Annotated in this window: 26 protein-coding genes and 2 tRNA genes; 11 read left to right on the top strand and 17 right to left on the bottom strand. The window is 72.9% G+C overall.

The window, feature by feature from the left end; all coding sequences use genetic code 11:
• Positions 1 to 92 precede the first annotated feature (92 nt).
• Positions 93 to 1,307 carry a low temperature requirement protein A gene (locus EDF34_RS11720; protein WP_158615084.1) on the top strand — a complete coding sequence of 405 codons (1,215 nt, stop codon included), beginning with the start codon at positions 93 to 95 and terminating at the stop codon, positions 1,305 to 1,307.
• Between the two features lie 46 nt (positions 1,308 to 1,353).
• Here EDF34_RS11720 and EDF34_RS11725 read toward each other — a convergent pair.
• Both EDF34_RS11725 and EDF34_RS11730 read right to left on the bottom strand, forming a co-directional pair.
• Positions 1,354 to 1,442 (bottom strand) — tRNA-Ser (locus EDF34_RS11725).
• Positions 1,443 to 1,506: 64 nt separating this feature from the next.
• Entirely contained in the window at positions 1,507 to 2,787 is a 1,281-nt protein-coding gene (locus EDF34_RS11730; RefSeq protein WP_233575347.1) for a threonine/serine exporter ThrE family protein, read from the bottom strand.
• A 240-nt stretch (positions 2,788 to 3,027) separates the two neighbouring features.
• On the opposite strand from EDF34_RS11730, the gene EDF34_RS11735 reads away from it, so the two are divergent.
• The gene (locus EDF34_RS11735; RefSeq protein WP_233575348.1) at positions 3,028 to 4,572 is read left to right on the top strand and encodes an MFS transporter; all 1,545 of its coding nucleotides are present in this window, start codon (positions 3,028 to 3,030) and stop codon (positions 4,570 to 4,572) included.
• A 118-nt stretch (positions 4,573 to 4,690) separates the two neighbouring features.
• Here EDF34_RS11735 and EDF34_RS11740 read toward each other — a convergent pair whose 3' ends face one another.
• From EDF34_RS11740 to EDF34_RS11765, 6 genes are all read right to left on the bottom strand, one after another.
• The gene (locus EDF34_RS11740; protein ID WP_123371917.1) at positions 4,691 to 5,305 is read right to left on the bottom strand and encodes a YdeI family protein; all 615 of its coding nucleotides are present in this window, start codon (positions 5,303 to 5,305) and stop codon (positions 4,691 to 4,693) included.
• Positions 5,306 to 5,381: 76 nt separating this feature from the next.
• Positions 5,382 to 6,830, bottom strand: coding sequence for an RNB domain-containing ribonuclease (locus EDF34_RS11745; protein ID WP_233575349.1), 1,449 nt, complete (start codon positions 6,828 to 6,830; stop codon positions 5,382 to 5,384).
• A 247-nt stretch (positions 6,831 to 7,077) separates the two neighbouring features.
• Positions 7,078 to 7,509, bottom strand: a complete 432-nt coding sequence (locus EDF34_RS11750) for a YdeI/OmpD-associated family protein (RefSeq protein WP_123371672.1) — start codon at positions 7,507 to 7,509, stop codon at positions 7,078 to 7,080.
• A 40-nt stretch (positions 7,510 to 7,549) separates the two neighbouring features.
• Complete coding sequence (locus tag EDF34_RS11755; RefSeq protein WP_123371673.1) at positions 7,550 to 8,275, bottom strand: hypothetical protein; 726 nt, start codon at positions 8,273 to 8,275, stop codon at positions 7,550 to 7,552.
• A 46-nt stretch (positions 8,276 to 8,321) separates the two neighbouring features.
• A complete protein-coding gene (locus EDF34_RS11760) occupies positions 8,322 to 8,888 on the bottom strand; it encodes a sugar O-acetyltransferase (RefSeq protein ID WP_123371674.1) in 567 nt (188 codons plus the stop codon).
• A 36-nt stretch (positions 8,889 to 8,924) separates the two neighbouring features.
• Positions 8,925 to 9,311: a phage holin family protein gene (locus EDF34_RS11765; protein ID WP_123371675.1), complete on the bottom strand. Its 387-nt coding sequence runs from the start codon at positions 9,309 to 9,311 to the stop codon at positions 8,925 to 8,927.
• A gap of 148 nt (positions 9,312 to 9,459) precedes the next feature.
• Between EDF34_RS11765 and EDF34_RS11770 the strand changes: the two genes are divergently transcribed.
• Positions 9,460 to 9,552 (top strand) — tRNA-Ser (locus EDF34_RS11770).
• Between the two features lie 9 nt (positions 9,553 to 9,561).
• On the opposite strand, the gene EDF34_RS11775 is transcribed toward EDF34_RS11770, so the two are convergent.
• Both EDF34_RS11775 and EDF34_RS11780 read right to left on the bottom strand, forming a co-directional pair.
• Complete coding sequence (locus tag EDF34_RS11775) at positions 9,562 to 10,446, bottom strand: oxygenase MpaB family protein (protein ID WP_123371676.1); 885 nt, start codon at positions 10,444 to 10,446, stop codon at positions 9,562 to 9,564.
• A 128-nt stretch (positions 10,447 to 10,574) separates the two neighbouring features.
• Complete coding sequence (locus tag EDF34_RS11780; RefSeq protein ID WP_233575350.1) at positions 10,575 to 11,024, bottom strand: hypothetical protein; 450 nt, start codon at positions 11,022 to 11,024, stop codon at positions 10,575 to 10,577.
• Between the two features lie 52 nt (positions 11,025 to 11,076).
• On the opposite strand from EDF34_RS11780, the gene EDF34_RS11785 reads away from it, so the two are divergent.
• A complete protein-coding gene (locus EDF34_RS11785) occupies positions 11,077 to 11,757 on the top strand; it encodes a GPP34 family phosphoprotein (RefSeq protein ID WP_123371678.1) in 681 nt (226 codons plus the stop codon).
• Here EDF34_RS11785 and EDF34_RS11790 read toward each other — a convergent pair.
• Positions 11,754 to 12,128 carry a winged helix-turn-helix transcriptional regulator gene (locus EDF34_RS11790; protein WP_370450062.1) on the bottom strand — a complete coding sequence of 125 codons (375 nt, stop codon included), beginning with the start codon at positions 12,126 to 12,128 and terminating at the stop codon, positions 11,754 to 11,756. The two genes, EDF34_RS11785 and EDF34_RS11790, sit on opposite strands and share 4 nt — an antisense overlap.
• 102 nt (positions 12,129 to 12,230) lie before the next feature.
• On the opposite strand from EDF34_RS11790, the gene EDF34_RS11795 reads away from it, so the two are divergent.
• A complete protein-coding gene (locus tag EDF34_RS11795) occupies positions 12,231 to 13,073 on the top strand; it encodes an SDR family oxidoreductase (RefSeq protein WP_123371680.1) in 843 nt (280 codons plus the stop codon).
• Between the two features lie 67 nt (positions 13,074 to 13,140).
• On the opposite strand, the gene EDF34_RS11800 is transcribed toward EDF34_RS11795, so the two are convergent.
• The 4 genes from EDF34_RS11800 to EDF34_RS11815 form a co-directional block, all read right to left on the bottom strand.
• Positions 13,141 to 13,752, bottom strand: a complete 612-nt coding sequence (locus EDF34_RS11800) for an ATP/GTP-binding protein (protein ID WP_123371681.1) — start codon at positions 13,750 to 13,752, stop codon at positions 13,141 to 13,143.
• Positions 13,733 to 14,110 carry a DUF742 domain-containing protein gene (locus EDF34_RS11805; protein ID WP_123371682.1) on the bottom strand — a complete coding sequence of 126 codons (378 nt, stop codon included), beginning with the start codon at positions 14,108 to 14,110 and terminating at the stop codon, positions 13,733 to 13,735. The genes EDF34_RS11800 and EDF34_RS11805 overlap by 20 nt, the downstream gene beginning before the upstream one ends.
• Positions 14,111 to 14,124: 14 nt before the next feature.
• Positions 14,125 to 14,574: a roadblock/LC7 domain-containing protein gene (locus EDF34_RS11810; protein WP_118766041.1), complete on the bottom strand. Its 450-nt coding sequence runs from the start codon at positions 14,572 to 14,574 to the stop codon at positions 14,125 to 14,127.
• Positions 14,575 to 14,650: 76 nt separating this feature from the next.
• Complete coding sequence (locus EDF34_RS11815) at positions 14,651 to 19,117, bottom strand: ATP-binding protein (RefSeq protein WP_148076620.1); 4,467 nt, start codon at positions 19,115 to 19,117, stop codon at positions 14,651 to 14,653.
• 207 nt (positions 19,118 to 19,324) lie between these two features.
• Here EDF34_RS11815 and EDF34_RS11820 point away from each other — a divergent pair, with 207 nt between their 5' ends.
• Positions 19,325 to 20,296, top strand: coding sequence for a zinc-binding dehydrogenase (locus tag EDF34_RS11820; protein ID WP_123371684.1), 972 nt, complete (start codon positions 19,325 to 19,327; stop codon positions 20,294 to 20,296).
• Positions 20,297 to 20,383: 87 nt separating this feature from the next.
• Here the strand turns inward: EDF34_RS11820 and EDF34_RS11825 are convergent, their stop codons facing one another.
• Together EDF34_RS11825 and EDF34_RS11830 are read right to left on the bottom strand one after the other, a co-directional pair.
• The gene (locus tag EDF34_RS11825; protein ID WP_123371685.1) at positions 20,384 to 21,241 is read right to left on the bottom strand and encodes a DMT family transporter; all 858 of its coding nucleotides are present in this window, start codon (positions 21,239 to 21,241) and stop codon (positions 20,384 to 20,386) included.
• A gap of 15 nt (positions 21,242 to 21,256) precedes the next feature.
• The gene (locus tag EDF34_RS11830) at positions 21,257 to 21,700 is read right to left on the bottom strand and encodes a response regulator (RefSeq protein ID WP_123371686.1); all 444 of its coding nucleotides are present in this window, start codon (positions 21,698 to 21,700) and stop codon (positions 21,257 to 21,259) included.
• 98 nt (positions 21,701 to 21,798) lie between these two features.
• Between EDF34_RS11830 and EDF34_RS11835 the strand changes: the two genes are divergently transcribed.
• The 5 genes from EDF34_RS11835 to EDF34_RS11855 all read left to right on the top strand — a co-directional run bounded on the left by EDF34_RS11835 (position 21,799) and on the right by EDF34_RS11855 (position 24,886).
• Entirely contained in the window at positions 21,799 to 22,266 is a 468-nt protein-coding gene (locus EDF34_RS11835; RefSeq protein ID WP_148076621.1) for a hypothetical protein, read from the top strand.
• Complete coding sequence (locus tag EDF34_RS11840) at positions 22,263 to 23,492, top strand: NRAMP family divalent metal transporter (protein WP_123371688.1); 1,230 nt, start codon at positions 22,263 to 22,265, stop codon at positions 23,490 to 23,492. The genes EDF34_RS11835 and EDF34_RS11840 overlap by 4 nt, the downstream gene beginning before the upstream one ends.
• Positions 23,489 to 23,878 carry a hypothetical protein gene (locus EDF34_RS11845; RefSeq protein WP_123371689.1) on the top strand — a complete coding sequence of 130 codons (390 nt, stop codon included), beginning with the start codon at positions 23,489 to 23,491 and terminating at the stop codon, positions 23,876 to 23,878. Before EDF34_RS11840 ends, EDF34_RS11845 begins: the two co-directional genes overlap by 4 nt.
• Positions 23,865 to 24,215, top strand: coding sequence for a PRC-barrel domain-containing protein (locus EDF34_RS11850; protein ID WP_123371690.1), 351 nt, complete (start codon positions 23,865 to 23,867; stop codon positions 24,213 to 24,215). The genes EDF34_RS11845 and EDF34_RS11850 overlap by 14 nt, the downstream gene beginning before the upstream one ends.
• Before the next feature lie 125 nt (positions 24,216 to 24,340).
• Positions 24,341 to 24,886, top strand: a complete 546-nt coding sequence (locus tag EDF34_RS11855) for a hypothetical protein (protein ID WP_123371919.1) — start codon at positions 24,341 to 24,343, stop codon at positions 24,884 to 24,886.
• Positions 24,887 to 24,892: the final 6 nt, after the last annotated feature.

The following is a 24,892-nucleotide window of genomic DNA, read 5'->3' on the forward strand; positions in this document are numbered from 1 at the left end:
TGCGGGCCGCGGTAGACGATACCGGGTCAGAGCGCCGCAGCCCAAACTGGATGCACGTGACCCGCGGCACTCCCCCTGGCAGGATCCCCGGCATGGACACGCTGAGCGGGCGCTGGGGCATGCGGACCAACGTGCTGCGTCACGGCGACGGGCACGACTCGAGCAGGGTCGGGTACATCGAGCTGTTCTTCGACCTCGTGTTCGTCTTCGCGGTCACGCAGCTCTCGCACAGCCTCATCGCGCACCCCGACGGCACCACGTTCCTGCACACGGTGATCCTGGGCTGGGCGATCTGGTGGCTGTGGATCGACACCACCTGGGTCACGGGTTGGCTCGATCCCGAGCGCGTCCCGGTGCGGACGATGCTGCTGGTCCTGATGCTGCTGGGCCTGCTGATGTCGAGCGCGGTGCCCGAGGCGTTCGAGGACAAGGCGCTGCTGTTCGCGGTGCCGTACGTCGTCATCCAGGTGGGCCGCACGCTGTTCACCGTCTGGGCGATGGGCCGGCACTGGCCGGCGAACGCGATGAACTTCATCCGGATCGCGGTGTGGCTGTCGGTCTCGGGGGCGTTCTGGGTCGTCGGGGCGTTCGCGCACGACGAGACGCGGCTGTGGCTCTGGGTCGTCGCCGCACTCATCGACGTGGTCGGCCCGCGCGCGCTGTTCGCCGTCCCGGGCCTCGGCGCGACCGACCCGAACACGTGGGAGGTCCGCGGCGCGCACATGGCCGAGCGGGTCTCGCTGTTCCTCATCATCAGCCTGGGTGAGTCGATCATCGTGACCGGCGGGGCGTTCGCCGAGCTCGAGGTCACCGCGACGGCGGTGTGGGCGTTCCTCGCGGCCTTCGCCTCGACGGTGCTCATGTGGCTGCTGTTCTTCGACCGTTCCGAGCACAGCAGCACGGCCTACTTCGAGTCCCGCGACCAGCCCGGGATGGTGGCCCAGACCGCCTACACCTACGTCCCGTTCCTGCTCGTGGCGGGCATCGTGCTGACCGCGGTGGCCGACGAGCTCGTGCTCCAGCACCCGGGCGGCGAGACCGAGCCCTGGACCGCGGGGCTGATCTGCGGGGCGACGGCGGTCTACCTGCTGGGCAACGCGCTGTTCCGGCGCGCGACGGGCGGGCGCTGGTCGGTGCCGCACCTCGTCGGCACGCTCGTCGTGCTCGCCGCCTTCGCGCTGCACGGCGCGGTGACTCCCCTGGCGCTGAGCTGGCTGGCGAACGCGGTGATGGTGGGCGTCATCCTGGGCGACGTGCTGCTCGAGCGCCGCCGCGCGAGCGCTCCCGCGGTGCGGGCCTCGGTGTGAGCAGACGACGAGAGCCCGGTCCGTCGTGGACCGGGCTCTCGTGAAGCGGAGACGGTGGGATTTGAACCCACGGAAGGGTTGCCCCTTCACGACCTTAGCAGGGTCGCGCACTAGACCTGGCTATGCGACGTCTCCAGGCCAGCACAGGGTACCTGGGTGCGTCGTCGGGCAGCAAAACGGGCTCTGACCAGCGACGGCACTACCGCTCGAAGCCCCAGGTCGGGTCCGTGAGCATGCGGGCGACGGCCAGCCCGATCGACAGCGCGACGACGACGAGGGCCGCCTGCACGCCGTACGCGAGGGCCTGGACCGTGTCCCCCTCCGACAGCCAGAAGACCGCGCGGTAGGCGACGACGCCCGGGACCATGATGACGACGGCCGGCACGGCGACCGTCACGCGCGGCACCGAGATGCGAGGGGCGACGAAGGCCGCGAGCAGGCCGACGACGAGGGCCGCGGCCGCCGCGGCCGCCTGCACGGCCGCCCCCGCGTCGACGAGCGCCAGACGCCCCACGTTGGCGACCATCCCGATGCCGGCGGCGGCGAGAGCCATCCGCCACGGGCTGTTGAACATCAGCGCGAAGCCGAGCACTCCGAGGAAGCTCGCGGCCGCGCGCAGGAGGTAGAGCACGGGCTCGGACAGGTCCAGCGGGGCGGGCGGCACCGGGGCGAGGCCGACGATGCTCGAGACGCCCCAGACGGCGAGAGCCGCCGACGTCAGGATCATCAGCGCGTACGTCAGCCGGGACAGACCCGCCGAGAAGTCGAGCCGGGCCAGGTCCAGCGCGCCCGTGACCAGCGCGAACCCGGGGATGAGGAACAGGACCGCGGAGACGTACCCGGCCTCGTGGCGCGTGGTGATCACGTCGGCGCTGTGCAGCGCGGTGACCAGTCCCAGGTAGGTGAAGCAGGCGACGGCGGCCGCAAGCATCGTCACGCCGAACTGGTTCCAGCCGCGGTGCAGCAGCGCGCGGCGCACGCCCTGGCCGAGGCCGGCCGCGACGAAGACCCCGATGATCTCGACCGGGCCGCCGTTGTTGAGGAACGCGAACGCGGCGCAGGCGATGCTCGACCACAGGGCGTTCAGCAGCGCGGGGTAGAGCGGCGGGGTCGCGGCGATGGCGTCCAGGCGCGCCTCGACGTCGGCCGGTGTCGCGGTCACGCCCGTGCGCCGGGCCTCCTGCTCGACGTCGGTCACCATGACCTCGAGCTTGGCGAGCCGGTCGGCGTTGATGCCGACCGTGCGGACCTCGGCCACCTCGGTGCGGAACGAGACGCCGCGGTGCGAGGTCGTCGTGATCTCGGTGAGGGTCACGTGCGCCTCGTGGCGGTCGACGCCCATCGCGTGTGCGAGCCGCGCCATCGAGGCCTTGACGCGGTAGGAGCCGGTGCCGGCGGACAGGCTCAGCCGACCCACGCGCAGGGCTGCGCCCGAGCGGCGGATGAGGTCGAGCTCGTCGTCGTCCGGGGTCGTCGGCACGGTCCCATCATGACCTGCGACACAGCCGCTGTTCGTGGGACCCGCCAGGCGATTCTGCTCACAGCCAATCCACTTGACTTCGTAAGGCATCGAGCGATGTGCTAACCCTCGTCGCCGGGGTCAGCCGGCGGCACGAGCGACGCGCAGGTCGTGTCAGAGGGCCCGGGTAGCGTCCGGGCCACCGCAGATCCCCACGTGGCGACGTCGCCAACCCCTCTTCTCTTGTGCCCTGGAGCAACTGTGTCCGAACCCCTAGCGGCAGTCGCCGTCACCAAGCCTCACGCGGAGGAGCATGCCCCCGGGCAGGACCCCCGCCGCTGGGCGATGCTCGCGGTCATCGCGATCGCGCAGCTGATCATCGTCCTCGACTCGTCGATCATGAACATCGCGCTGCCTGCCGCAGCGGACGACCTCGACATCGACCCCGCGAACCTGCAGTGGGCCATCACGGCCTACACGCTCGCCTTCGGTGGTCTGCTGCTGCTGGGCGGTCGCGTCGCCGACTACCTCGGGCGCAAGCGTGCCTTCATCATCGGTCTGCTCGGCTTCGCCGCGGCGTCCGCGCTCGGCGGCCTCGCCACGACCCAGGGCATGCTGTTCGGCGCCCGTGCGCTGCAGGGCGTCTTCGCCGCGCTGCTCGCGCCCGCTGCGCTCGCGCTCATCACCGTCACGTTCACCGAGAGCCACGAGCGCGCCAAGGCGTTCGGCGTGTTCGGTGCGATCTCGGGTGGTGGCGCAGCCATCGGCCTCATCGCCGGCGGCGCGCTGACGGAGTACCTCAACTGGCGCTGGTGCCTCCTGGTGAACCTCCCGATCGCCCTGATCACCGGCGCGTTCGCCATCCGGGTCCTCAAGGAGTCGAAGGCGAAGGGCGACACCCGGTTCGACATCCCCGGTGCGCTGCTGTCGATCGTCGGGCTGGTCGCGCTCGTCTACGGGTTCACCGAGGCTGCGAAGCAGGAGGTCGGAGCCGACGGCATCCCGACGACCCGCGGCTGGACCGACCCCACGGTCGTCGCGCTGCTCCTCGTCGCGGTGGTCTCGCTGGTCCTGTTCGTCGTCGTCGAGAGCCGGGTCCGCAACCCGCTGCTCCCGCTGCGCATCCTGCTCAACCGCAACCGCGGTGGCTCGTACCTCGTGTTCCTGCTGGTCGGCGCCGGCCTGTTCGGCATGTTCCTGTTCATGACCCTGTACCTGCAGCGGGTGCTCGGCTACGAGCCGCTCAAGGCCGGTTTCGCCTTCCTGCCGTTCTCGATCGGGCTCATCATCACGGCCGGCGTCGTCGCGCAGCTGCTGCCTCGCGTCGGGCCCAAGCCGCTGATGATCGTCGGCCTGACGCTGGCCACCACCGGCCTGCTCCTGCTGCTGCGCACGACGCCCACGTCGTCGTACTTCGGCTCGGTCTTCCCGGCCCTGGTCGTGATGAGCCTCGGCATGGCCGCGGTGTTCATCCCGGCGTCGAGCACAGCGCTGGTGGGGGTCGGCGGGCATGACGCCGGCATCGCCAGCGCCGTCCTCAACACGTCGCAGCAGGTGGGTGGCTCGCTGGGCCTCGCCCTGCTCAACACGTTCGCGCTGACGGCCACGGCCGACAAGCTCGGCGAGCTGATCGGCGCGGGCGGCGACCCGAAGTCGGCCTCGCTGCAGGCGACGGCCGAGGTGGCCGGTTTCCATGTGGCCTACATCGGGTCGGCAGTGATGCTGATCCTGGCCCTGCTGATCGCGATCGTCATGATCAGCGCGAAGAAGGACGACCTGCCGTCCGAGGGCGCCATCGCCGCCTGATCCCGTTCGGTCCGTGGGGGCCGGTGCTGGGCGTTCCTCGCCCGGTGCCGGCCCCTACGTCGTGCCGGGCAGGTTGGTCCCGTGACGCTCCGCCCAAGCTGCTGTCAGACGTCAGACGTCAGGCGTCCGCAGCAGGCGGCTGAGGCTTCCTCACCCACTCGTTGGCACGGACGCCCCGGGCCGCGCTGCTCGCGATGTCCTGCATCCGCGCCTCGCGCGTCGCCGCCCGCTTGGCCTGCACCAACCACTCCAGGTGTGCGCGCCGGGCGCTCGGCGGGAAGGCGTCCCACTGCGCGCGCGAGCCCGGGTGCTGCTCGAAGGCGGCGGCCAGGTCGGGCGGGACGACGAGGTTCTCCACGTCGTCGAGCAGCGTCCACGACCCGTCCGCGCGGGCGGCCTCGATCATCGCCCGGCCCGCGGGAGCCATCAACCCCTCGGCCTCGAGCCGCTCGATGCGAGCCTTGTTGGTCCGCGCCCAGCCGCTGCCCTTCTTCCGGCGGGTGAACCACAGCATGGTCTGCTGGTCGTCGAGCGTGCGGCCGCTGGAGTCGATCCAGCCGAAGCAGAGGGCAGCCTCGACGAGCTCCTCGTACGTGACGACCGGCCCGCCCGAGGCGTACCGCCACCGGACCGACCACACGCCCGGCGGCTCGTCGGCATGGTGCTCGGCCAGCCAGTCGCGCCACTGGGCGACCGACTCGACGAGCACGCGGGGCGCGTTCTCGCGGGACATCCGCCCAGCCTGCCAGGCGGGCCGGACGGCGTCGACGACACGGCCCGGCCACGCCACGCCACGCGTGCCCCTCGCCTCAGTCGACGGCGAAGCGCACGGTGCGCTCGGCCACCGACGCCTCGGTGAGGCGCACCCGGACCCGTTGCCCCAGCGGCAGCCCCGCCCCGTCGACCTTCGCCCGCACCACCGGGTCGGCGAGCTGGACGACGCCCCCGCGGTCCTTGTCCGCCAGGTCGACGACGACCCCGTCGAAGGTCTCGCCGACGCGGTCGCGCAGCAGCACGGCCTCGACCAGGTCGAGGCACCCGCGCTCGTAGGCCGACGCCCGCCGGTCGCCGCCCGCCATGAGCTCGGGCAGCTGCGGCAGCGCCTCGCGGACCCACGCGTCCGGCTCACGACCGGCGGCGATCGCCACGCAGGTCGCCTCGGCGAACCTGTCGACGAGCCGGCGCAGCGGGGCGGTCGCGTGCGCGTAGGGAGCCGCGATCGCCGCGTGCAGCGGGGCGTCGGGCACGTCGCCGTCGAAGGCGACGTACGCCGCACCTCGCAGCAGGCTGGTCGCCTCGGTGAGCAGGGCCGCCTGCGCGGGGATGCCGGCGTCGAGGGCGCGGATCACCTCGCCCGGGCTCGCGCCGTCCGGCCACGCGACCCCGAGGGCGAGGGCGGTGCGCCGCAGCCGCTCGACGTCGCGGTCCTGGGAGGCGGGCAGCGTCCGCAGCACCCCGATCTTCGCCTCGAGCATCAGCTGCGCCGCGCTCATCCCCGTGAGGAGCGAGATCTGCGCGTTCCAGTCCTCCACCGGCAGGGTCGTCCGGCTCCGCAGGACCCAGCCGCCGTCGCCGTCGTGCTCGACGACCTGCTCGGGGCTCGGGAGGGTGATGCCCCCGCGATCACGCTCGGCCTGCTCGCGGAGCCGGCCGATGTCCTTCAGGAGGGCCGACGACGGGTCGGCCGTGCCGTCGTCGATGGACCGCTGGACGCCCGCGTAGGTCAGCTGGGCACGGCTGCGGACCGTCGCCGCAACGACGTCGACGTGCTGGGGCGACCCGTCGGCGTCGAGGTCGATCGTCCACAGCACGGCCGGAGCGTCCTGGCCGGGGAGCAGGCTCGCGGCGCCCTCCGACAGCTCGGGCGGGTGCAAGGGCGTGCGCTGGTCCGGGGCGTAGAGGGTGACGACGCGGCGACGCGCCTCGGTGTCGATGGCACCGCCGGGGACGACCCACGCCGCCACGTCCGCGATCGCGTACCGCACCCGGAACCCCGCACCGCGGCGCTCGAGGTGGACGGCCTGGTCGAGGTCCTTCGACCCCTCGGGGTCGATCGTCACGAACGGCACGTCGGTGGCGTCGCGGCGCTCCCCGGGCAGCGGCCCGGATCGGATCCGCTCGGCCGCCTCGGCCAGCACGGCGGCAGGGAACGCCGTAGGGATCTCGAGCTCGGCGCGCAGGGCGGCGAGGCCCTCGCGGATCGCGCCGTCGGCATCGACGGACGGCGCAGGGACCAGGTGGACACGTCGTCGGGGCACGCGCCGAGCGTAGGTCGCCCACCCCTCGCGCGCCCGCTGTCGCCGCCGACGGGCGCGAGCAGGTCGTCACGCACGCTTCCACGGCGGCAACCGTGCACAACACCCTGTTGGCCAGCACCCTCGCGGCCGAACCCGACGGTTGGGACGGCCGCCACCTCGACGTCGGACGGCGAGCGGGGGGTTGTGCGCGCTTCAGCGGGCGGGGGCGTGCGCGATCCACCGTTCGGCGTCAGAGGAGGGGGACGGGTCAGCGGAGGGCGGTGAGGACTGCGGCGATGCGGCGGTCGCGGGTGGCCTCGGCCTTCGCCTCCGAGACGCTGCGGACCCACTCCTTGCGACGGGAGGGGGCGGCGGAGTCGAACGCGGCGCGCAGGCCGGCGTCGTCGAGCGCGCGGGCCAGCTCGTCGGGCACCTCGAACACGCGCGGCTGGTCGTCGAGCTCGAGCGTCACGTCGTGCTCCTCACCGCCCGCGACACCGGCCTCCTTGCGGACCGCCGCGGAGACCGAGACGAGGTTCCGCCCGCCCATCTGCGCGACGGTCGAGCGGTAGGTGTACCCGTTGAGGGTCACGACGACGGGCGGCCGCTTGCCCACGCCGAACGAGAGCACGACGTCGTCGGGCACCTCGATGCCGACGTTGTTGCCGATCTGGGCGAGGACGGTTCGGAAGGTGGGCACGGGTCCAACCTGCCACGCGTGCCGCCCGCGCGCACGCAGCTCAGTCGCAGTTGTCGCAGCGGCCCGTCGCGGGGAGCTGCGTGAAGCACGTGGGGCACACGGCGGGCGCGGGCTCGGCGGCGGCCTTGGGCGCCGGAGCGGTGACCGGCGTGGCCGGAGATCCCGGGACACGAGCGGCGGCGCGCGCAGGACGCGGCGGTGGGGTGGGGCGGGTCGTCGACGTGCCCGACGCGCTCGGCGAGCGGCTCGTGGTCGTGGCAGAGCCGCGGGACGTGTGCCGGGTGGTGGCACGCCGCAGGGTCGTCGTCGGCATGGCGGCCACACCACCGCCGGGGGGGAGCTCGGCGCCGAAGGTCTCGTGGCAGCGCAGGCGCTCGCGCGCGGCGTGCTCGTCGGGATCCGTGGGACGGCGACCTGTCGCGGCGACGACGGCACGCGCGTAGCCCGGGCCGACGCTGCCGTCGGCGCGCACGCACAAGGCGGACAGCAAGGGCTCGTCGCGCGCCGCGCACTCCGCGGTCACGCGGCCGAGGACCTCGTCGACCCACTGGAAGACCGACTTGGTCGTGCGCACGCCGGTCGACTCCTGGACCGCGTCACCGAGCTGCGGGTACGTGACCACCGCGTGGTAGTCCGCCGCGGTCTCGAGCAGCACCTCCCGTGCGGCGAGGGACCACATGCTGACGGCGTCCTCGAACGTCACCGCCTGCTGGTCGCGCTCGTCGTACGTCCGGACCTGCCCTGCACCCTGCCCAGCGTTCTGCACACCCCGAGTCTGCCTCACGTTCCGGTGCGGTCGCGCCCGGTGGCGGTCAGATCTCCTTGATCACGCGCGCCGGGTTGCCCACGGCGACCACGTTGGCGGGCAGGTCCTTGGTCACGACGGCACCCGCGCCGACGACCGTGTTGTCGCCGATGGTCACCCCGGGGCAGACGATCACGCCGCCACCGAGCCAGACGTTGTCGCCGATCGTGATCGGCTCGGCCGACTCGAGCTTGGCGCGGCGGGGCTCGGGCTCCACCGGGTGGATCGGCGTGAGCAGCTGCACGTTGGGGCCGATCTGGCAGTCCTCGCCGATGCGGATCGGCGCGACGTCGAGCAGCACCAGGCCGAAGTTGACGAACGTCCGGGCACCGATGTGCGTGTGCCGGCCGAAGTCGACGTACAGCGGCGGCCTGATCCACCCGCCCTCGCCCACCGAGCCGAGCAGGTCGCGCAGCGCCTCGAGCGCCGCCGCCTCGTCGTCGCCCCGGGCCAGCTCGGCGAACCTCTCGGCGCGGCCTTGCGCGGCACGGGTCAGGGCCGCGATCTCGGCGTCCCCCTCGTACCAGTCGCCGGCCAGCACGCGCTCGTACTGCGATCGGGTGTCTTCGCTCATGGGCATCGAGCGTAGAGCGCCCAGAGGGGGCATCGCTCAGGCGCGGGACGCCTCCACGCCCTTGCGGACGAGCACCAGCGGGAGGAGCAGGGCACCGAGCATCGTCACGAGCCAGACGATGAGCGTGCCGAAGAGCCACGTCGACGCACCCGTGATCGACAGCCCGTCGGACACGAGCGTGGTGATCAGGAGGGCGATGAACGTCGAGATGAGGCCGACCGCCCCCGTGAGCGCACCGGCGTACCGGCGTGCCATGCGCAGGATCCACGGCGCCAGCACGCTCTGCAGCACGGCGAAGATCACCACCGCGACGAGCAGCCCCGACCAGTCGAGGTCGAAGTCGTCGAGGACCAGCGACGCCACCCACAGGCCCAGGGCGGCGGACAGCAGGAAGATCAGGGCCCGGATCAGGAACGCGACCATCTCAGCTCCTCGGTGGATGCAGCAGCGCGTCGTCGCGCTCGCCCGTCGTGCGGGACACCTGAACGCTAGCGCCCGGACGACCCCGTTGGCCACGGCACGGGGCACCGCACCCCGGTGTGGGAGACTCAGCGCGCCGATCCGTCGGCACGGAGGGCTGGCTGAGTGGCCGAAGGCGCCCGCCTTGAAAGCGGGTGGGGCGGTGACCCCGTCCTCGCGGGTTCGAATCCCGCGCCCTCCGCCAGACTCGTCCTCAGGCCGGCGTCGGCTCGACCGCCGGCCGGGGCGCGTCCGGCGTGGCCGCGAGGGACCACCGGATGAGCCGGGTCACCCCACGTCCGGCCGCGCGCGCCGCGGCATCGCGCCGCGGGCTCACCGCCCCGGGCCGCACCATCGCGCGCGCCCACGGCTGCATGCTGACCACCGCGCTGTCGGTCAGCCCGCGGTAGGGCAGCCGCAGGGTCCACGGGACCGGTGGCTGGTGGAGCAGGAAGTCGATCGTGTCGCGGGCCTGCGGGCTCACGCGCAGCTCGGCGCGGTAGGCCTCGATCTGCTGGGCCAGCTCGGCCGTCGTCGTCGGCGCCCCGACCACGCCGAGCCGCTCCGCGACGGTCGCCATCTGCGCGACGTACTCGTCGTACCCGGCCGCGTCGAGCGGCGAGGCACCGACCATCCGGTGCGCCGCGACGAAGCTGTCGATCTCGGCCACGTGCACCCAGCGCAGCAGGTCGGGATCGCTCGCGCGGTACTTGACGCCCTCGGGGGACGTACCGCGCACCCGCTCGTGGATCGCCCGCACCCGGTCGACCGCGGCCTGCGCGTCGTCGGCCGTGCCGAACGCGGTCACGGCGAGGAACGTGCTGGTCCGTGCCAGGCGCCCCCACGGGTCGCTCTTGTAGCCGGAGTGCCCTGCGACGCCCGCCATCGCGGCCGGGTGCAGCGCCTGCAGCAGCAGGGCACGCAGGCCGCCGACGAACATCGACGCGTCGCCGTGCACGATCCGCACCGGCGACCCGGGCTCGAACCAGCGCGGCCCGGGCGTCTCGTGGATCCGCGCACGCGCGGCGGGTCCGTCCGGCCCGGCGACGCGGGCGAACAGGGAGTCACCGGCACGCCGGCGCAGTGCGGAGAGGACCACTCCCCCATGGTCTCCCGCGATCCCCCCGCCCGCACGGCCCCGCACCTGTGAGTCGTGAAGACGCTCGCGCGGGCGTCGTGCTCAGCGTTGATGCCGCCAGGTGCGAGCAACGCTGAACGCAGTGGGGGTCAGCGCACCCAGGGGGCCGGGTCGCGCTCCCACCAGCGGTCGACGCGGCCCGGGGAGACGATCGTCAGCCCGTAGAGGGCGGCGACGCGGGCCAGGTGCACGTCGTACGTCGCGACCGCGCTGACGTCCGGGTCCGCGAGGGCCGTGCCGACGTGCAGCGCGACGAACGGCGGCAGGACCCCCGCCACGTCGGTGGCCCGGCGGACGGCCTGGTCGGAGAAGCGCGCGACGGGGATCTCGAAGGCCAGGTCGGCCGCGATCCCGGGCGCCTCGCCGCCGCGCATCCGCGCGATGCCGCGCAGCTCGCTGATCCCCAGCGGGGACGTGACCAGCGACGCGAGGTTCTCCGAGGCCCACTGCTGCCACTGCGACCCGTGCGGCGCACCGGGCAGGTAGCGCGAGAGCGCGGACCCGTCCGCGTACACGCGCGCGGTCGGATCGGTGGGCACGCGCACATGATCCCGCATCGCCGGGCTCCGGTGGCGCGCCTACGGTGGAGCGATGCTGATCGCGGAGGATCTCGCCCTGCTGCTCACGGACGACGAGTCCGGCCGGCCCACGACGAGCAGCCAGCGCGTGGACCTCGCGCTCGCCGGCGGCCTCCTGCTCGAGCTGCTGATGACCGGGCGCGTGGCCGTCGCGGGAGCAGGGCACCCAGCGGGCAAGGACCGCGTCGTCATCCTGGACCCGGCGCCGACGGGCGACCCCGTGCTCGACGAGGCCGTGGCACGCCTCGCCGAGAAGCCGCGCAAGGCCAAGGATGCGCTGCCCCGCCTCACCAAGGACCTGCGGCCGGCACTGCTGGACCGCCTGACGAGGAACGGGCTGCTGCGTCTCGAGGAGTCCAAGATCCTGGGCCTCTTCCCCACCCGGGCTCACCTCCCGGGCGACGAGGGCTACGAGCGGTCGCTGCGCGCCGCGGTCCACGACGTTCTCGTCGTCGGCCGCACCCCGACCGAGCGCGAGGTGGCGGTGGTCTCCGTGCTGCAGTCCGTGGACCAGGTCCCGCGGGTGCTCGGCGAGGCCGGCGTGCCCGCGCGCGAGCTCCGCCGACGCGCCAAGGCACTGGCCGAGGGCGAGGCCGTCGGGGTGGCGGTACGCCAGGCGATCCAGGCCATGGACGGGGCCATGACCGCGGTCATGGTCGCCACGACGGCCGTCGTCGTCGCCGGGTCGGGCTAGCGGGGGCCGACGATCGCCTCGGCGTTGTCCGCCACCCACTCCATCAACGGGAGCAGGCGGTCGACGAGCTCGCGGCCTGTCGGGGTGAGCGAGTAGTCGACGCGCGGCGGGATCGACGCGGTCACCTCGCGGTGCACGATCCCGTCGCCCTCCAGGGTGCGCAGCGTCTGCGCGAGCATCTTCTCGCTGATCCCCTCGACCACCCGGCGCAGCTCGCCCCAGCGCATCGTCCGCTCCGACAGCGCGAGCAGCAGCAGCACCCCCCAGCGGCTCATCACGTGGTCGAGGACGACCCGGGTCGGGCAGCCGGCGGCGAGCTTGCCGTCCGTCATCATCCGATCCAGCAGGCTGACCTGGTTACTTACCGTCACGTGCGTACCTGACCTCGAAGTGGGTACCTGGTAGAGGGAACGTACCGACGGTAGCGCAGGTTGTGCCCGGGTGTACCCGCCTGCACCACCGAGAGGAACGTCATGACCATCGCCGTCACCGGAGCCACCGGCCAGCTGGGCCGCCTCATCGTCGAGGACCTGATCGAGGCCGGCGTCGCGCCGGACCAGATCGTCGCCGTCGGTCGCAGCGCCGAGCGCCTGGCCGGCCTGCCCGTCCGCACCGCCGTCGCGTCGTACGAGGATGTCGCGGCCTTGACCGCCGCGTTCGAGGGGGTCGACACCCTCGTCCTGGTGTCCGGCTCCGAGGTGGGCCAGCGGGTGCCGCAGCACACCAACGCGATCGAGGCCGCGAAGGCCGCGGGCGTCACGCGCGTCGTCTACACGAGCGCCCCGCACGCGGACACCTCGGACCTGCTGCTGGTCCCCGAGCACCGCGCCACCGAGGAGCTCCTGCGCGCGTCCGGGCTCGCGTGGACCATCGTCCGCAACAACTGGTACACGGAGAACTACGCCCAGACCGTGGCCCAGGCACGGGAGACCGGAGTCATCCTCACGAGCACCGGCACCGGCCGGGTCGCCAGCGCGAGCCGGGCCGACTACGCCGCGGGCGCGGCAGCCGTCGCCGCGGGCGAGGGGCACGAGGGCCGCGTCTACGAGCTGACCGGTGACGTCGCGTGGACGTTCGACGAGTTCGCGGCCGCCGTGGCCGAGGTGCTCGGGACGCCCGTCGTGCACCAGGCGGTCTCGGCCGACGAGCACGCGGAGATCCTTGGCGGCGCCGGGCTCGACGAGGGCACCGTCGGGTTCGTCGTCGGCCTCGACCAGGGCATCGCGCGCGGCGACCTCGCGGACGCGACGGCGGACCTCCGGACGCTCATCGGCCGCCCGACGACGCCCCTCGCGGAGACCCTCCGCACGCTCTGAACCGCAGGACGACGACGGCCGGCTCCCCCGCGAAGGGGGTGCCGGCCGTCGGTCGTCGAGCGGAGCCTCAGCGGCTGCGCAGACGCTCCATCGCGAGCTGCACGAGCGAGATGAGAGCCTGCTTGGTGGCCGCACGCGAGCGCGCGTCCGTGTACAGCACCGGCACGTGCGGCGGGATCGCGAGGGCCTCGCGCACGTCCTCGAGCTGGTGCTTGGCGACTCCGTCGAAGCAGTTGACACCCACGACGAACGGGATGCCACGGCTCTCGAAGTAGTCCACGGCCGGGAAGCACTGGTCGAGCCGGTCGGTGTCGACCAGGACGACGGCACCGATGGCGCCGCGGACCAGGTCGTCCCACATGAACAGGAACCGGTCCTGGCCAGGGGTGCCGAACAGGTAGAGCCAGAGCGACCCCGGCAGGGCGATGCGACCGAAGTCCATCGCCACCGTGGTGGTGGTCTTGCGGTCCGACACGCCACCGGCGTCGTCGACGCCGACAGAGTGCTCGGTCATCGCGGCCTCGGTGTTGAGGGGCTCGATGTCCGAGATGGACCCGATGAAGGTCGTCTTGCCGACGGCGAAACCGCCGGCGACGACGATCTTGACGACGGTGGGGGCGACAGACGAGGCGGTTCCGGCCGGAGCGGCCACCGCGGCGTCAGAGGGCGGAAATGCCATTGAGAACACTCTCCAGCACGCTCAGGGACAGGGCGGGGGACTCACCGGTGTTGACCTCGACCGGCTGTGAGGCGTGCACGCGCACGTACTGCTGCTCGGAGAGATCGGACACGAGAATCCGGATCACGCCGAGAGGCAGGTGAAGAAGGGCCGAGAGCTCGGCGACAGAGATGAACGTGCTCGTGGCGTGCTGCAGGATCGCGCGCTTCTCGGGCGTCAGACCCTGACTGATCACGGCGTCCGGCATGGCTTCGACCAGCGCCTCGAGAGGCAGGTCGGAGCGCGCCGAGCGCACGCGGCCACCGGTCACGGCATAGGGCCGGACCGTTCTGGCCTCGTACTCGATGTGCTCACTCATGTGGATGCCCCGTCTCAGGCGACCGGTGCTCGGACCGCACCGTCGACGGGGAGCTGGCCACGCATCTCAGAGATGAGCTGCGGGGTCAACGTCGCCTCGGTGCGAGAGACGAGCATCGCCATCTCGTAGCCGATGAGCCCGACGTCGCAGGTCGACTCGGCGACCACGGCAAGGACGGAGCCGTTCGAGACGCTCATGAGGAAGAGGAACAAGTTGTCCATCTCGATGATCGCCTGACGCACCTCCCCTGCACGCAGCTGGCGGGCCGCTCCACGGGTCAGGCTCGACATGCCGGACACAATGGCGGCGAGCTGGTCGCCGCTGGTGCGGTCGAGCTGCTCGGACATCGCCATGAGCAGACCGTCCGCCGACACCACGAGTGTGTGGCGAGTGCCGGGCACGGTCCGGACGAAGTTGTCCAGGAGCCAGCCGAAGTTGGCTGCCTCGGTGCTGAGCGCGGTCACACTTCCTCCTTGCTGGTGCAGTCGAAGACTGCGGGGTCAGACGTCTCCGTGGTGGAGGCGACGGTCGGGTGGTCGTTCACGGTGTGGTGCTGTTCTGATCCGCCGGGTCGCCCGCGGCGCGACGGCCGCGAGAGGTGCCCGACTGGAAGTTCGAGAGGCGCGAACGCAGCTCGGCGGCGTCGCGCTGCACGGGTGCGGCGGACTCCTCGGGACCGGGCGCGGCAGCCGGCATGGCCGTCGGCACGCGCTTGGTGAGGCGCTCCGCCTGACCGCCGACCGCCGCAGGGCGGTAGGCCGACAGCTGGCTGAGCTCCGACAGCGCCTGCTCCTGGATGTCGGAGCGGAGCGCGAGCATGGCCGCGACGTCGTCATCCAGCGTCCCGACCCGCGGTGCCACCGACGGCGGCAGCGAGGGGTGGGGGACCGACGACAGCGGGGCTGCGCCACCGGTGGCGGGACGCGCCCACTCCGGTGCGGACCAGGAGGCGTGGGGCGCGACGGGCTCGGGCGCCACCGGGGTGGGCTCGGGCGCCTGCGGCGCGTTCCACGATGCCGCCCACGACGGGGCTGCGGGCTGCTCGGCGACCGGGGCCACCTGCGCCGGCTGGGCCCAGGCCGACGAGCGGACGGGCTCGGCGGGAGCGGCGGGCTGCTGCTGCGGCGCGGGCGCCTCGGCGGCGACCTCGTCGCCCTTGCGCTTGCCGAACAGGCCGAAACGCTTGCGGCCCTTCTCGGCGGGAGCGGTCTGGACGACGTCCGCGAAGCCCTCGGGCGCCTGGGTCGTCGCGACCGTCGTCGGGGCCCAGGCCGGCTGCGCGAACGCGGCCTGCTCGGGAGCGACCTCGGCGGCGGGCTGGGCGACCTCGGGGGCGGACCACTCGGCGACGGGGGCTGCGACGGGCTCGGCGACCGGCTCGGCGACCGGCTCGACGTCCGCGCCACGGCGCGTCAGCGGCTCGACGGCACCCGCGGCCTCGACCGGCGTGAACAGCTGCGTGTCCTCGTCGGCGACGAGCTCGGGCGTCGACCACGCGTGGTCACCCCAGGCCGGCGTGGTGGGAGCCCACTCGGGCTCCTCCACGACGGGCTCGATCTCCGGCGCGGCTGCGGTCTCGGCGACGGGCTCCAGGACGGGCTCGGGCGCGGCCTCGACCTCGGGCTCCGCCTCGAGCTGCGGGACGACCTCGGCCGGCTCGTCCCAGGACGGGACGGCGTCCCAGGTGGGCGTGGGCCAGGCCGGTGCGGCCTCGGCGGCGGGGGCCGTGTACGGCTCGGGGATCGCGGGGATCGCACCCGTGTGCCAGGCGCGAGCCTCGTCGAGCGTGCGCTCGAAGTCGCTCGACGCCGGGGCGGCAGCAGCAGCGGCCGCTGCGGACCAGCCGGCGTAGCCGCTGTACGACGTGAACGCGCGGGCGGGCTCGGCGGCGGGCTGGGCCACCTCGGGGGCGGTCCACTCGGCGGCCGGCGTCTCCACGACGGGCTCCTCGACGACCGGCTCCTCGACGACCGGAGCGGTCCACTCGGCAGCGGGCTCGGCCCACTCCGCGGCGGGCTCCTCGACGACGGGCTCCTCCACGGCGGGAGCGGTCCACTCAGCGGCGGGCTCCTCGACGGTCGGAGCGGTCCACTCAGCGGCAGGCTCCTCGACGGCCGGAGCAGTCCACTCGGCGACCTCGGGAGCTGCCCATGCGGCGGCGGGCTCCTCCACGACAGGGGCGGTCCACTCGGCGGCGGGCTCGGCGACCTCCGGAGCGGTCCACTCGGGAGCAGTCCACTCGGCAGCGGGCTCCTCCACCACAGGAGCAGTCCACTCAGCAGCAGGCTCCTCCACGACGGGAGCAGTCCACTCAGCAGCAGGGTCCTCCACGACAGGAGCAGTCCACTCGGCGGCGGGCTCGGCGGCGGCCTCCGGAGCAGTCCACTCGGGAGCAGTCCACTCAGCAGCAGGCTCCTCCACAGCGGGAGCAGTCCACTCGGCGGCCGGAGCCGCCCACTCGCCGGCGGGCTCCTCGTCGGAGACCAGGCCGGGGACCTCGTCGGCGGCCGCGTCGGCGTGGACGGGAGCCCAGGGCTCGTCGTCCTCGTCGACCAGCGACGGCACCACGATCGGCGCGACTGGCGCGGCGTGCGCACCGCCGAGCGCCATCCACGGGGCGCGCACCGGGTCGGCGGCCGGCGCGGAGGCGGACTCGGACGCGACGTCCTCGTCGGCGGCGACCTCGGCGGCCGTGCGGCCGCGGAAGCCGGAGAACAGGCCGGCGCGGGCCGCGGGCGAGGCCGGCGTCGTCGCGGCGGGGGCCTCGGCGTCCGGCTGCTGCCACGCGGCGGTGCCCGCACGGGTGCGGCTCGGCAGTCCACCGGCACCGGGGTTGACGGTCTCGGGGGACCAGTCGGCACCGGGGGTGGAGATGTCGGCCGTCAGGTTGCCGCTCGGGGCGTCGGGCAGGACCAGGTTGTCCTCGTCGAACGTCTTGCGGGGACGCGAGGGCAGGCCGACGACGGGGATCGCGGCGGACTCGTCGGACGCCTCGTCACCCTCGCCACGACGACGACGCGGCAGGCCGAGCGACGTCTCGCCATCGGTGAGCGCGGCCAGGTCGACGGCCTCGGCGACGGGCGCCTCGCTCTCGACGAGGGCGGCCAGCTCGGCGGGCGAGTCGGGGGCCGTGCCGTAGAGCGCGGTCTCGGTCGCGGCGAACAGGTGCGCCGGGAACAGGACCGTGGTCTCCGTGCCGGTGCCGTTGGGCGCCTTCGCGAGCTGCACCGCCGCGCCGAGGCGGTGGGCGATGCGGCCGACGACGAAGAGGCCGAGGCGCTGGGCGCCGAGCATCTCGCCGGCACCGGTCGACGCGATCTTGGCGTTGGCGGCCTCGATCTCGGCGTCCGACATGCCCAGTCCGCTGTCGACGACCTTGACGGCCACGAACTGGCCCACGACGCCGGTGGAGACCGTGACGGCCGTCTCCGGCTCGGAGAACACGGTGGCGTTCTCCAGCAGCTCGGCGAGCAGGTGCGCGGCACCCAGGGCGTTGAAGCCGAGCATGTGGGGGTCGACCTGCAGGTCGAGCTCGATGCGGTCGTACTGCTCGATCTCCGAGGAGGCCGTGCGGATCACGTCGGACAGCGGCATGGCGTCGCGCAGGCGGCGACCGGAGTCGATGCCGGCGAGCACGAGGAGGGACTCCGCGTTACGACGCATCCGGGTGGCGAGGTGGTCGAGGCGGAACAGGTTGGCCAGCGTGCTCGGGTCTTCCTCGGCGCGCTCGAGCGAGTCGATGAACGACAGCTGGCGGTTGAGCAGGACCTGGTCGCGGCGGGCGACGTTGACGAACATCTCAGCGATGGAGCCACGCAGGGCGGCCTGCTCCTGGGCGACCGCGACGGTCGTCGCGTTCACCGAGTTGAACGCTGCGGCCAGTCGGCCGACCTCGTCCATCGACGTCACGGGGATCGGCGCGAGCGTGATCTCCGGGCCCTCACCCGGGGTGGCCACCTGCTCGACGAGTCGCGGCAGCTGCTCGCGGACGTTCGAGGCGGCCGAGGTCAGGCGACGCAGCGGGTTCACGATGCCACGGGCGACGAACAGCGCGAACAGCAGCGACAGGATGACGGCGGCGATGGTGATGCCGATGGTCAGGATGGCGGTCTGGCGGGCGCTGGACACGTCGTTCGAGGCGAGGTCGTCGGCGCGCTGCAGGACCGCGTCGCTCGTCTCGACGATGCCGGCGAGCTGGGAGTTGACATCCTCGACGTACTCGGGGACGACGAGCTGGTTGACCAGCGTCTCGCTGCCCGAGGTCAGGCGGAGCCGCTCCTGCGAGAACCGCGACGTGGGCTGGCCGGCGGGCATCGCGATGTCGGTGTCGAGGCGGTTGACGTAGTCCGCGGACTGCGACCGGGCCGTCTCGGTGTTACGCGCGGCCTCGTCGTACGCGGCGGCCGTGATCGCGTTGATCGAGCCGCCGCCGGACATCACGAGGCCCTGGATCATCTCGGTGACGAGCTTGTTCGACAGGCCCTGGATCGACCCGAAGGCGTTGAGCGAGGCACCGACGTCGCGGTTGTCGAGGTAGGTGGCGATCTGCGCGACGAGCTCGAGCTCACCGTTGGTGATCTCCGCGTAGTTGAACGCCGCCGTACCGGTACCAGCGGCCAACGACGACCCGTTGCGCGCGGCGACGAGGTTCGTGTTGTAGCTCATCTGGACGTCTTCGAAGCTGTTGACGATGCGGTCGGGGAAGAGGCTCAGGTCGAGGTCGCCGGTGACCTTGCGGACCTCCGCGAGCGCGGCGTCCGTCTGGGCCCGCGCCGCCGCGAGCTCTTCCTTCTTCGCACCGGTCAGGGTCGCGACACGCTCGGTCTCGATCGCGCTCGAGAGGGGCTTGTACGCCTCGAGGGTCTTGATGACCTCAGCAGCGGCCGAGGCCGACTGGTAGGTCTTCACCGAACCGTACGAGATGTACGCACCGGCGACGAGCAGCACGATCATGGGGACGGCGAGAACCGCCATCACCTTGGCGCGAATGCCAAGCCGTCGCAGCATGTCGATCCCTTCCTTCACCCGACTCTGGGTGTCACCCGCGTTCGATCAGCGATCTGATCGATCCGTGGAGTCCCCGTTCGCAACTCATCGGCTCTTGGACGGAGGACCATTAGCCCGCGGCAGAGTTTGCCATGGACCTCACCCCGGCGGATACGCCGGTTTGGTCCGGGCCTGTGGTAGTTCGTCACGGACGATACGGTCGTCATCGTGCGAGCAGTGGTGATCTCCGAACCGGGCGATCCGGACGTCATGGTGGTGGACGAGGTCGACGAGCCGATCCTCGGGCCCGCGGATCTTCTCATCCAGGTGGCCTCCGCGGGGGTCAACCGCGCCGATCTCCTGCAAAGAAGTGGGAACTACCCTCCGCCGCCCGGCGCGCCCGCGTGGCCCGGCATGGAGGTCGCCGGCGAGGTGCTGGTCGGCCAGCCGGGGTTCCCCGTCGGTTCCCGCTCCGCGGCCCTGCTCGCGGGGGGCGGCTACGCGGAGCGCGTCGTCGTCCCGGCCGCGCTCGCGCTCGCCGTCCCCGACGGCCTCACGACGAGGGACGCGGCGGCACTGCCCGAGGCGCTCGCGACGGTGTGGTCCAACTTCGAGGCCGCCCACCTCGCGGCCGGCGAGACCGTGCTGGTCCGCGGCGGGTCCGGCGGCGTCGGCTCCGTGGCCGTCCAGGTGGCCCGCGAGGCGTACGGCGCGCGCACCCTGGCGACGGCCGGCGGACCCGCCCGCGTAGCCAGGCTCGCGGAGCTCGGCACCGACGTCCCCCTCGACCACCGCGCCGACGACCTGGTCGCGCAGGTGCTCGCCGCGACCGGCGGCCGGGGCGTCGACGTGATCCTCGACGTGCTCGGCGCCGGCGGCCTGGCCGACAACCTCGCGATGCTCGCCGACGGCGGGCGGCTGGTGGTCATCGGCATGCAGCGCGGGCGGAGGGCGGAGATCGACCTCGGCCTGCTGCTGAGCCGGCGGCTGTCGGTCATCGGCACCACCCTGCGATCGCGTGCGGCGCCGGACAAGGCGCGCATCATGGCCGGCGTCCGCGAGCACCTGTGGCCGCTCGTGGCCGAGGGGCGGATCCGGCCGATCGTGCACGCGGCCCTCCCGCTGGACCAGGCGCCCGCCGCGCACCGGCTGCTCGACTCCGGCGAGGTGTTCGGCAAGCTCCTGCTCGAACCGAGATAGCCGCACTTGTGACTGGTGCTCACTCCTGTGGCACCCGCGAGTGCTCAGGAGTTCACTCGCGACACAAGTGCGGCTAGGTCGGGCCACCTACGCCGGCGGGGGCGCCTCGTCAGGCGCGTCGGAGGCGCGGGCGGTGAGCGCGATCGCACCGGAGACCAGCAGCAGGCCGACGACCTCCAGCCCGTGCGGGACCTGGTGCAGCGCGACGGCGCCGACCACCGCCGCGGTCGCGGGCAGCAGCGCCAGCAGGACCGCGAACGTGGCCGGCCGCATCCGCCGCAGCACCACCTGCTCGATCGCGTACGGGATGACCGAGGACAGCACGCCCACGCCGACGACGGCCACCAGGAGCGCCGGGTCGTCGAGCACCGGCGCCGCCCCCGCCGCCAGGAACGGTGCGAACGCGAGCGCCCCCGCGGTCATCGCGACGGCCAACCCGGTCACTCCCCCGCTCGCTGCGGTGGCCACGCGCCGGCCGAGCAGGATGTAGCCGGCCCACAGCGCGGCGGCGAGCAGCGCCGCGACGAGCCCGGTCCGCGCGTCCGCACCGCCGTCCAGGCTGACGCCCGCGAGCAGCACGACCCCGACGGCCGCGACCCCGATCGCCACCCGGTCCCGCCACCCGTGCCCGGTCAGCGCCGCCACGGCCACCGGCCCGGCGAACTCGATCGCCACCGCGGTGCCGAGCGGCAGGTGGTCGATGGCGACGTAGAACGACACGTTCATCGCCGCGAGCACCACGCCGAACAGCAGGACGGTACCCAGGTCGCGCCGCGTCCAGCGGGTGCGCCAGGGACGACGCCAGACGACGAGCACCACGGCCGCCACGAGGATGCGCAGCCACGCGACCGTGGGCGCGGCGAGCGTCGCGAACAGCCCGACCGCGAGCGCCGCACCGGCGTACTGCGCGAGCCCCGACAGGACGAACAGCAGGGGTGCGGGCACCGGCCCAGGCTAGGGCTACGAGCTCGCGGGGAGGCGGGCGACGTCGAGGTAGAAGGTGCTGATCCGCCGCACGGCGCCGGTGAACGCGTCCCAGTCGAGCGGCTTGGAGACGTAGGCGTTCGCGTGCGCCGAGTACGCACGGACGATGTCCTCCTCGGCGTCGGAGGTCGTCAGCACCACGACGGGGATCGGCGCGAGGTCCGCGTCAGCCTTGATGCGCTCGAGGACCTCGCGCCCGTTCACCTTCGGCAGGTTGAGGTCCAGCAGGATCAGCGTCGGCCGCGGTGCACCAGCGTGGGTGTCCCGGTGGTAGAGGTAGTCGAGCGCCTCCTGGCCGTCCTCCACGCTCGCGAGGGCGCTGGCCGCGCCGTGCTGCTCGAAGACTTCTTGAACCAGGAGCCGATCCCCGGGGTCGTCCTCGACGAGGAGGACCGAGGGAGCGATCGCTGCAGAGACCATGGTGACCAGTGTGGCAGGTTGATCATGGTGTTCGCACTGGTCACGGCACCCTCGCGGTTCGTGATGCGCGCGCCTTCTCGAGGCGCGACGATGCGCGCATGACTCTTGTGCGCCGGGTCGCCGGCCCAGCTGCCGCCGCTGTGGCGGTCGCGTCGCTCGCCAGCTGCTCACTGGGGGGCGCTACCGGGACCGAGGCGACACAACCGCTCGGCGACGCCGTCGATGCCGCATCCTCGGCGGTCGCGACGTCGCAGCTGGCGACCGACCTGCTGGTCCGCCACCGCGCCACCGCGACCGTCGTCGACACCGCCTTGCTCGACCAGATCCACGTCCTCGACTCCTCGACGTTCGCGCTCATGACGGCCCTGCCGGGTGACCCGGCCGCGATCGATCTGCGCGGCGACGCGATCCAGGCGGTCGCCGACGCGGCGGCGGCGGTCGCGGACGCGCGCGCCTGGACGAACAGCGCTCGCACCTCACCTGCACGGACAGCCGGGGTGGTCGGGTCGCTCGATGACAGCGCGGACGCCCTCGACGAGGTCTCCGCAGCGATCGAGGGCTCGTGAAACGGCTCCTCGGCGTCGCTCTCGGCGTTCTCACGGCGATCGGCGGGTTCCTGGACATCGGGGACCTCGTCACGAACGCCGTCGTCGGGTCCCGGTTCGGCCTGTCGTTGGCCTGGGTGGTCGTCGTGGGGGTCGTCGGGATCTGCCTCTTCGCCCAGATGTCCGGCCGGGTGGCCGCCGTCAGCGGACGGGCGACGTTCGAGATCATCCGCGAGCGGCTCGGACCCCGGGCCGCCGGAGCGAACCTCGCCGCGTCGTTCCTCATCAACGTCCTGACCCTGACCGCGGAGGTCGGCGGCATCGCGCTCGCCCTGCAGCTGGCCAGCAGCGTCGAGCCTCGGCTGTGGGTGCCCGTCGCCGCACTCGCAGTCTGGTTCGTCCTGTGGCGCGTGAAGTTCTCGATCATGGAGAACGTCACCGGCCTCGTCGGCCTGACGCTCGTCGTCTTCGCCGTCGCCCTGTTCAAGCTGGGACCTGACTGGGGCGACCTCGCGCAGCAGGCGATGACGCTCGCCCCCACCAGCACCGAGACGTGGCCCACGTACTGGTACTACGCGATCGCGCTCTTCGGAGCGGCGATGACGCCCTACGAGGTGTTCTTCTTCTCCTCGGGCGCCGTCGAGGAGAAGTGGACGGCCAAGGACGTCGGGCAGTCGCGCCTGAACGTCCTGATCGGCTTCCCCTTCGGGGGCGTGCTGTCCATCGCGATCGCCGCCTGCGCCGCGGTCGTGTTCCTGCCGCAGGCGATCGAGGTCGACTCCCTGTCCCAGATCGTGCTGCCGGTCGCGCTCGCCGGCGGCAAGCTCGCCCTGGCCGTGGTGATCGTCGGCATCGTCGCCGCGACCTTCGGGGCGGCGCTCGAGACGTCGCTCTCCAGCGGCTACACGCTGGCGCAGTTCCTGGGCTGGTCGTGGGGCAAGTTCCGCCGGCCCACCCAGGCGGCGCGCTTCCACCTCACGATGATCGTCGCGCTGCTGATCGGCGTCGCGATCCTCATGACGAGCGTGGACCCGGTCAAGGTCACCGAGTTCTCGGTCGTTTTCTCGGCCATCGCCCTGCCGCTGACCTACCTGCCGATCCTCGTCGTCGCGAACGACCCCGAGTACATGGGCAAGCACGTCAACGGCCGGGCGACCAATGCGCTGGCCATGGTCTACCTCGTCATCATCCTCGTCGCGTCGCTCGCGGCGATCCCCCTCATGATCGCGACGGGAGCCGGCTCATGACGTACGCGCAGGACCCACCGCAGGCCGGGCGCGTCCTCGACGCGCGACTGCACCTGCTCGACCGCCAGCTGCTCGACGTCGACGACGTCCCGATCACCACGATCGACGACCTGGAGGTGCTCGGCACAGACGGCGACCCCGACCCCTCCGGCGGCCACGCGGTCCTCACGAGCCTGCTCACCGGGCCCGTCCTGGGGACGCGCCTGTTCGGCGGACGCCCGCCGTCCTCGCGGCTGGAACGGATCCGCTGGTCCCACGTCGCTGACGTCGGGACGGCGGTGCGCCTGGGCATCCATGGTGAGGAGCTCGACGCGACCTGGGTCGAGCGGTGGGTCCGCGACCACATCATCGGCCGCATCCCGGGAGGGCGCCATGATCCTGAGTGACCTGCTCGACACGCCCGTGACCGACGCCGACGGGACGCGGGTCGGTTACGTGATCGACGTGCGGTTCGTCCTGGACGGGCCGCCCGACGGCCTGCTCGCCGCACCCCGCCTGCACGGCCTGCTCGTCAGCCCGCGGACCGGGACGTCGTTCCTCGGGTACGAGCGCTCCGGCGTGCGCTCACCGGCGTTCCTCGCGCGCTGGTTCGCGTGGCGGCACCGCGGCACGTTCCTGGTCCACTGGACCGATGTCGCGTCGGTAGCCGACGGGCGGGTGGACCTCGCGGCCGACCATCGCAGGTGGTCGCCGACCCTGACGGGTTCGACCACCGAGCGCTGACCTGCCCGTTCGGGCTGCGCTCGCGGGCCCGACACCGCACCATGGGAACGCCCGGCGCGAGCGGTCGAGACCACGGCCCGACGATGCGCCGGGGAGCCGTCGCGCACGCGCGACAGGGAGGCACGATGACACTGACCGTCGCGCCCGCGCGCCTCATGGTCGGGGACGCCCTGCGTGCGCTCGCCGCGGCGAGCGTCGTCGTCGCCGCGTGGCAGTGGGGCCCGGTCGGGGCCGCCCTGTTCCTCCTGGTGCTGGGAGGGACCCTCGTCCCACGGGCGATCGGCGCGCCCACCGCTCTCGACGTGGCGTACTGCGCGGTCCTGCTCCTCGCCGCCTACGCGGCCCAGCTCGACTGGTACGTCGCCATCGGGTGGCTCGACGTCGCGGTGCACGCAGTGGCGACGGCGCTCATCGCCGTCGTCACCTGCCTGGCGCTCGCGCGGTGGGGCGGGCTGGACCGGGACGTCCTGGGTGGGTGGCTCAGCGGCATCGCTGTCGCGTCCACGGGCGCCGCACTGGCTGTGCTGTGGGAGCTGGGCGAGTGGTTCGGCCACACCTGGCTCGACGACCGCATCCAGGTCGGCTACACCGACACGATCGGCGACCTCGCGGCGGGGTTCGCCGGTAGCGTCGTCGCCGGAGTGGTCGTCGCCCGGAGCGCCCGCCGATGAGTGCGG

Source organism: Cellulomonas sp. PhB150 (assembly GCF_003755175.1).
Classification (GTDB): Bacteria; Actinomycetota; Actinomycetes; order Actinomycetales; family Cellulomonadaceae; genus Cellulomonas.

What these genes read in the sequence shown, in the direction of transcription:
- EDF34_RS11720 (WP_158615084.1), top strand. Translation starts at nt 93, where the DNA reads ATGGACACGCTGAGCGGGCGCTGGGGCATGCGGACCAACGTGCTGCGT.
- EDF34_RS11740 (WP_123371917.1), bottom strand. Translation starts at nt 5,305, where the DNA reads ATGTCCCGCGAGAACGCGCCCCGCGTGCTCGTCGAGTCGGTCGCCCAG.
- EDF34_RS11760 (WP_123371674.1), bottom strand. Translation starts at nt 8,888, where the DNA reads ATGAGCGAAGACACCCGATCGCAGTACGAGCGCGTGCTGGCCGGCGAC.
- EDF34_RS11765 (WP_123371675.1), bottom strand. Translation starts at nt 9,311, where the DNA reads ATGGTCGCGTTCCTGATCCGGGCCCTGATCTTCCTGCTGTCCGCCGCC.
- EDF34_RS11785 (WP_123371678.1), top strand. Translation starts at nt 11,077, where the DNA reads ATGCTGATCGCGGAGGATCTCGCCCTGCTGCTCACGGACGACGAGTCC.
- EDF34_RS11795 (WP_123371680.1), top strand. Translation starts at nt 12,231, where the DNA reads ATGACCATCGCCGTCACCGGAGCCACCGGCCAGCTGGGCCGCCTCATC.
- EDF34_RS11800 (WP_123371681.1), bottom strand. Translation starts at nt 13,752, where the DNA reads ATGGCATTTCCGCCCTCTGACGCCGCGGTGGCCGCTCCGGCCGGAACC.
- EDF34_RS11805 (WP_123371682.1), bottom strand. Translation starts at nt 14,110, where the DNA reads ATGAGTGAGCACATCGAGTACGAGGCCAGAACGGTCCGGCCCTATGCC.
- EDF34_RS11815 (WP_148076620.1), bottom strand. Translation starts at nt 19,117, where the DNA reads ATGCTGCGACGGCTTGGCATTCGCGCCAAGGTGATGGCGGTTCTCGCC.
- EDF34_RS11830 (WP_123371686.1), bottom strand. Translation starts at nt 21,700, where the DNA reads ATGGTCTCTGCAGCGATCGCTCCCTCGGTCCTCCTCGTCGAGGACGAC.
- EDF34_RS11835 (WP_148076621.1), top strand. Translation starts at nt 21,799, where the DNA reads ATGACTCTTGTGCGCCGGGTCGCCGGCCCAGCTGCCGCCGCTGTGGCG.
- EDF34_RS11845 (WP_123371689.1), top strand. Translation starts at nt 23,489, where the DNA reads ATGACGTACGCGCAGGACCCACCGCAGGCCGGGCGCGTCCTCGACGCG.
- EDF34_RS11850 (WP_123371690.1), top strand. Translation starts at nt 23,865, where the DNA reads ATGATCCTGAGTGACCTGCTCGACACGCCCGTGACCGACGCCGACGGG.
- EDF34_RS11855 (WP_123371919.1), top strand. Translation starts at nt 24,341, where the DNA reads ATGACACTGACCGTCGCGCCCGCGCGCCTCATGGTCGGGGACGCCCTG.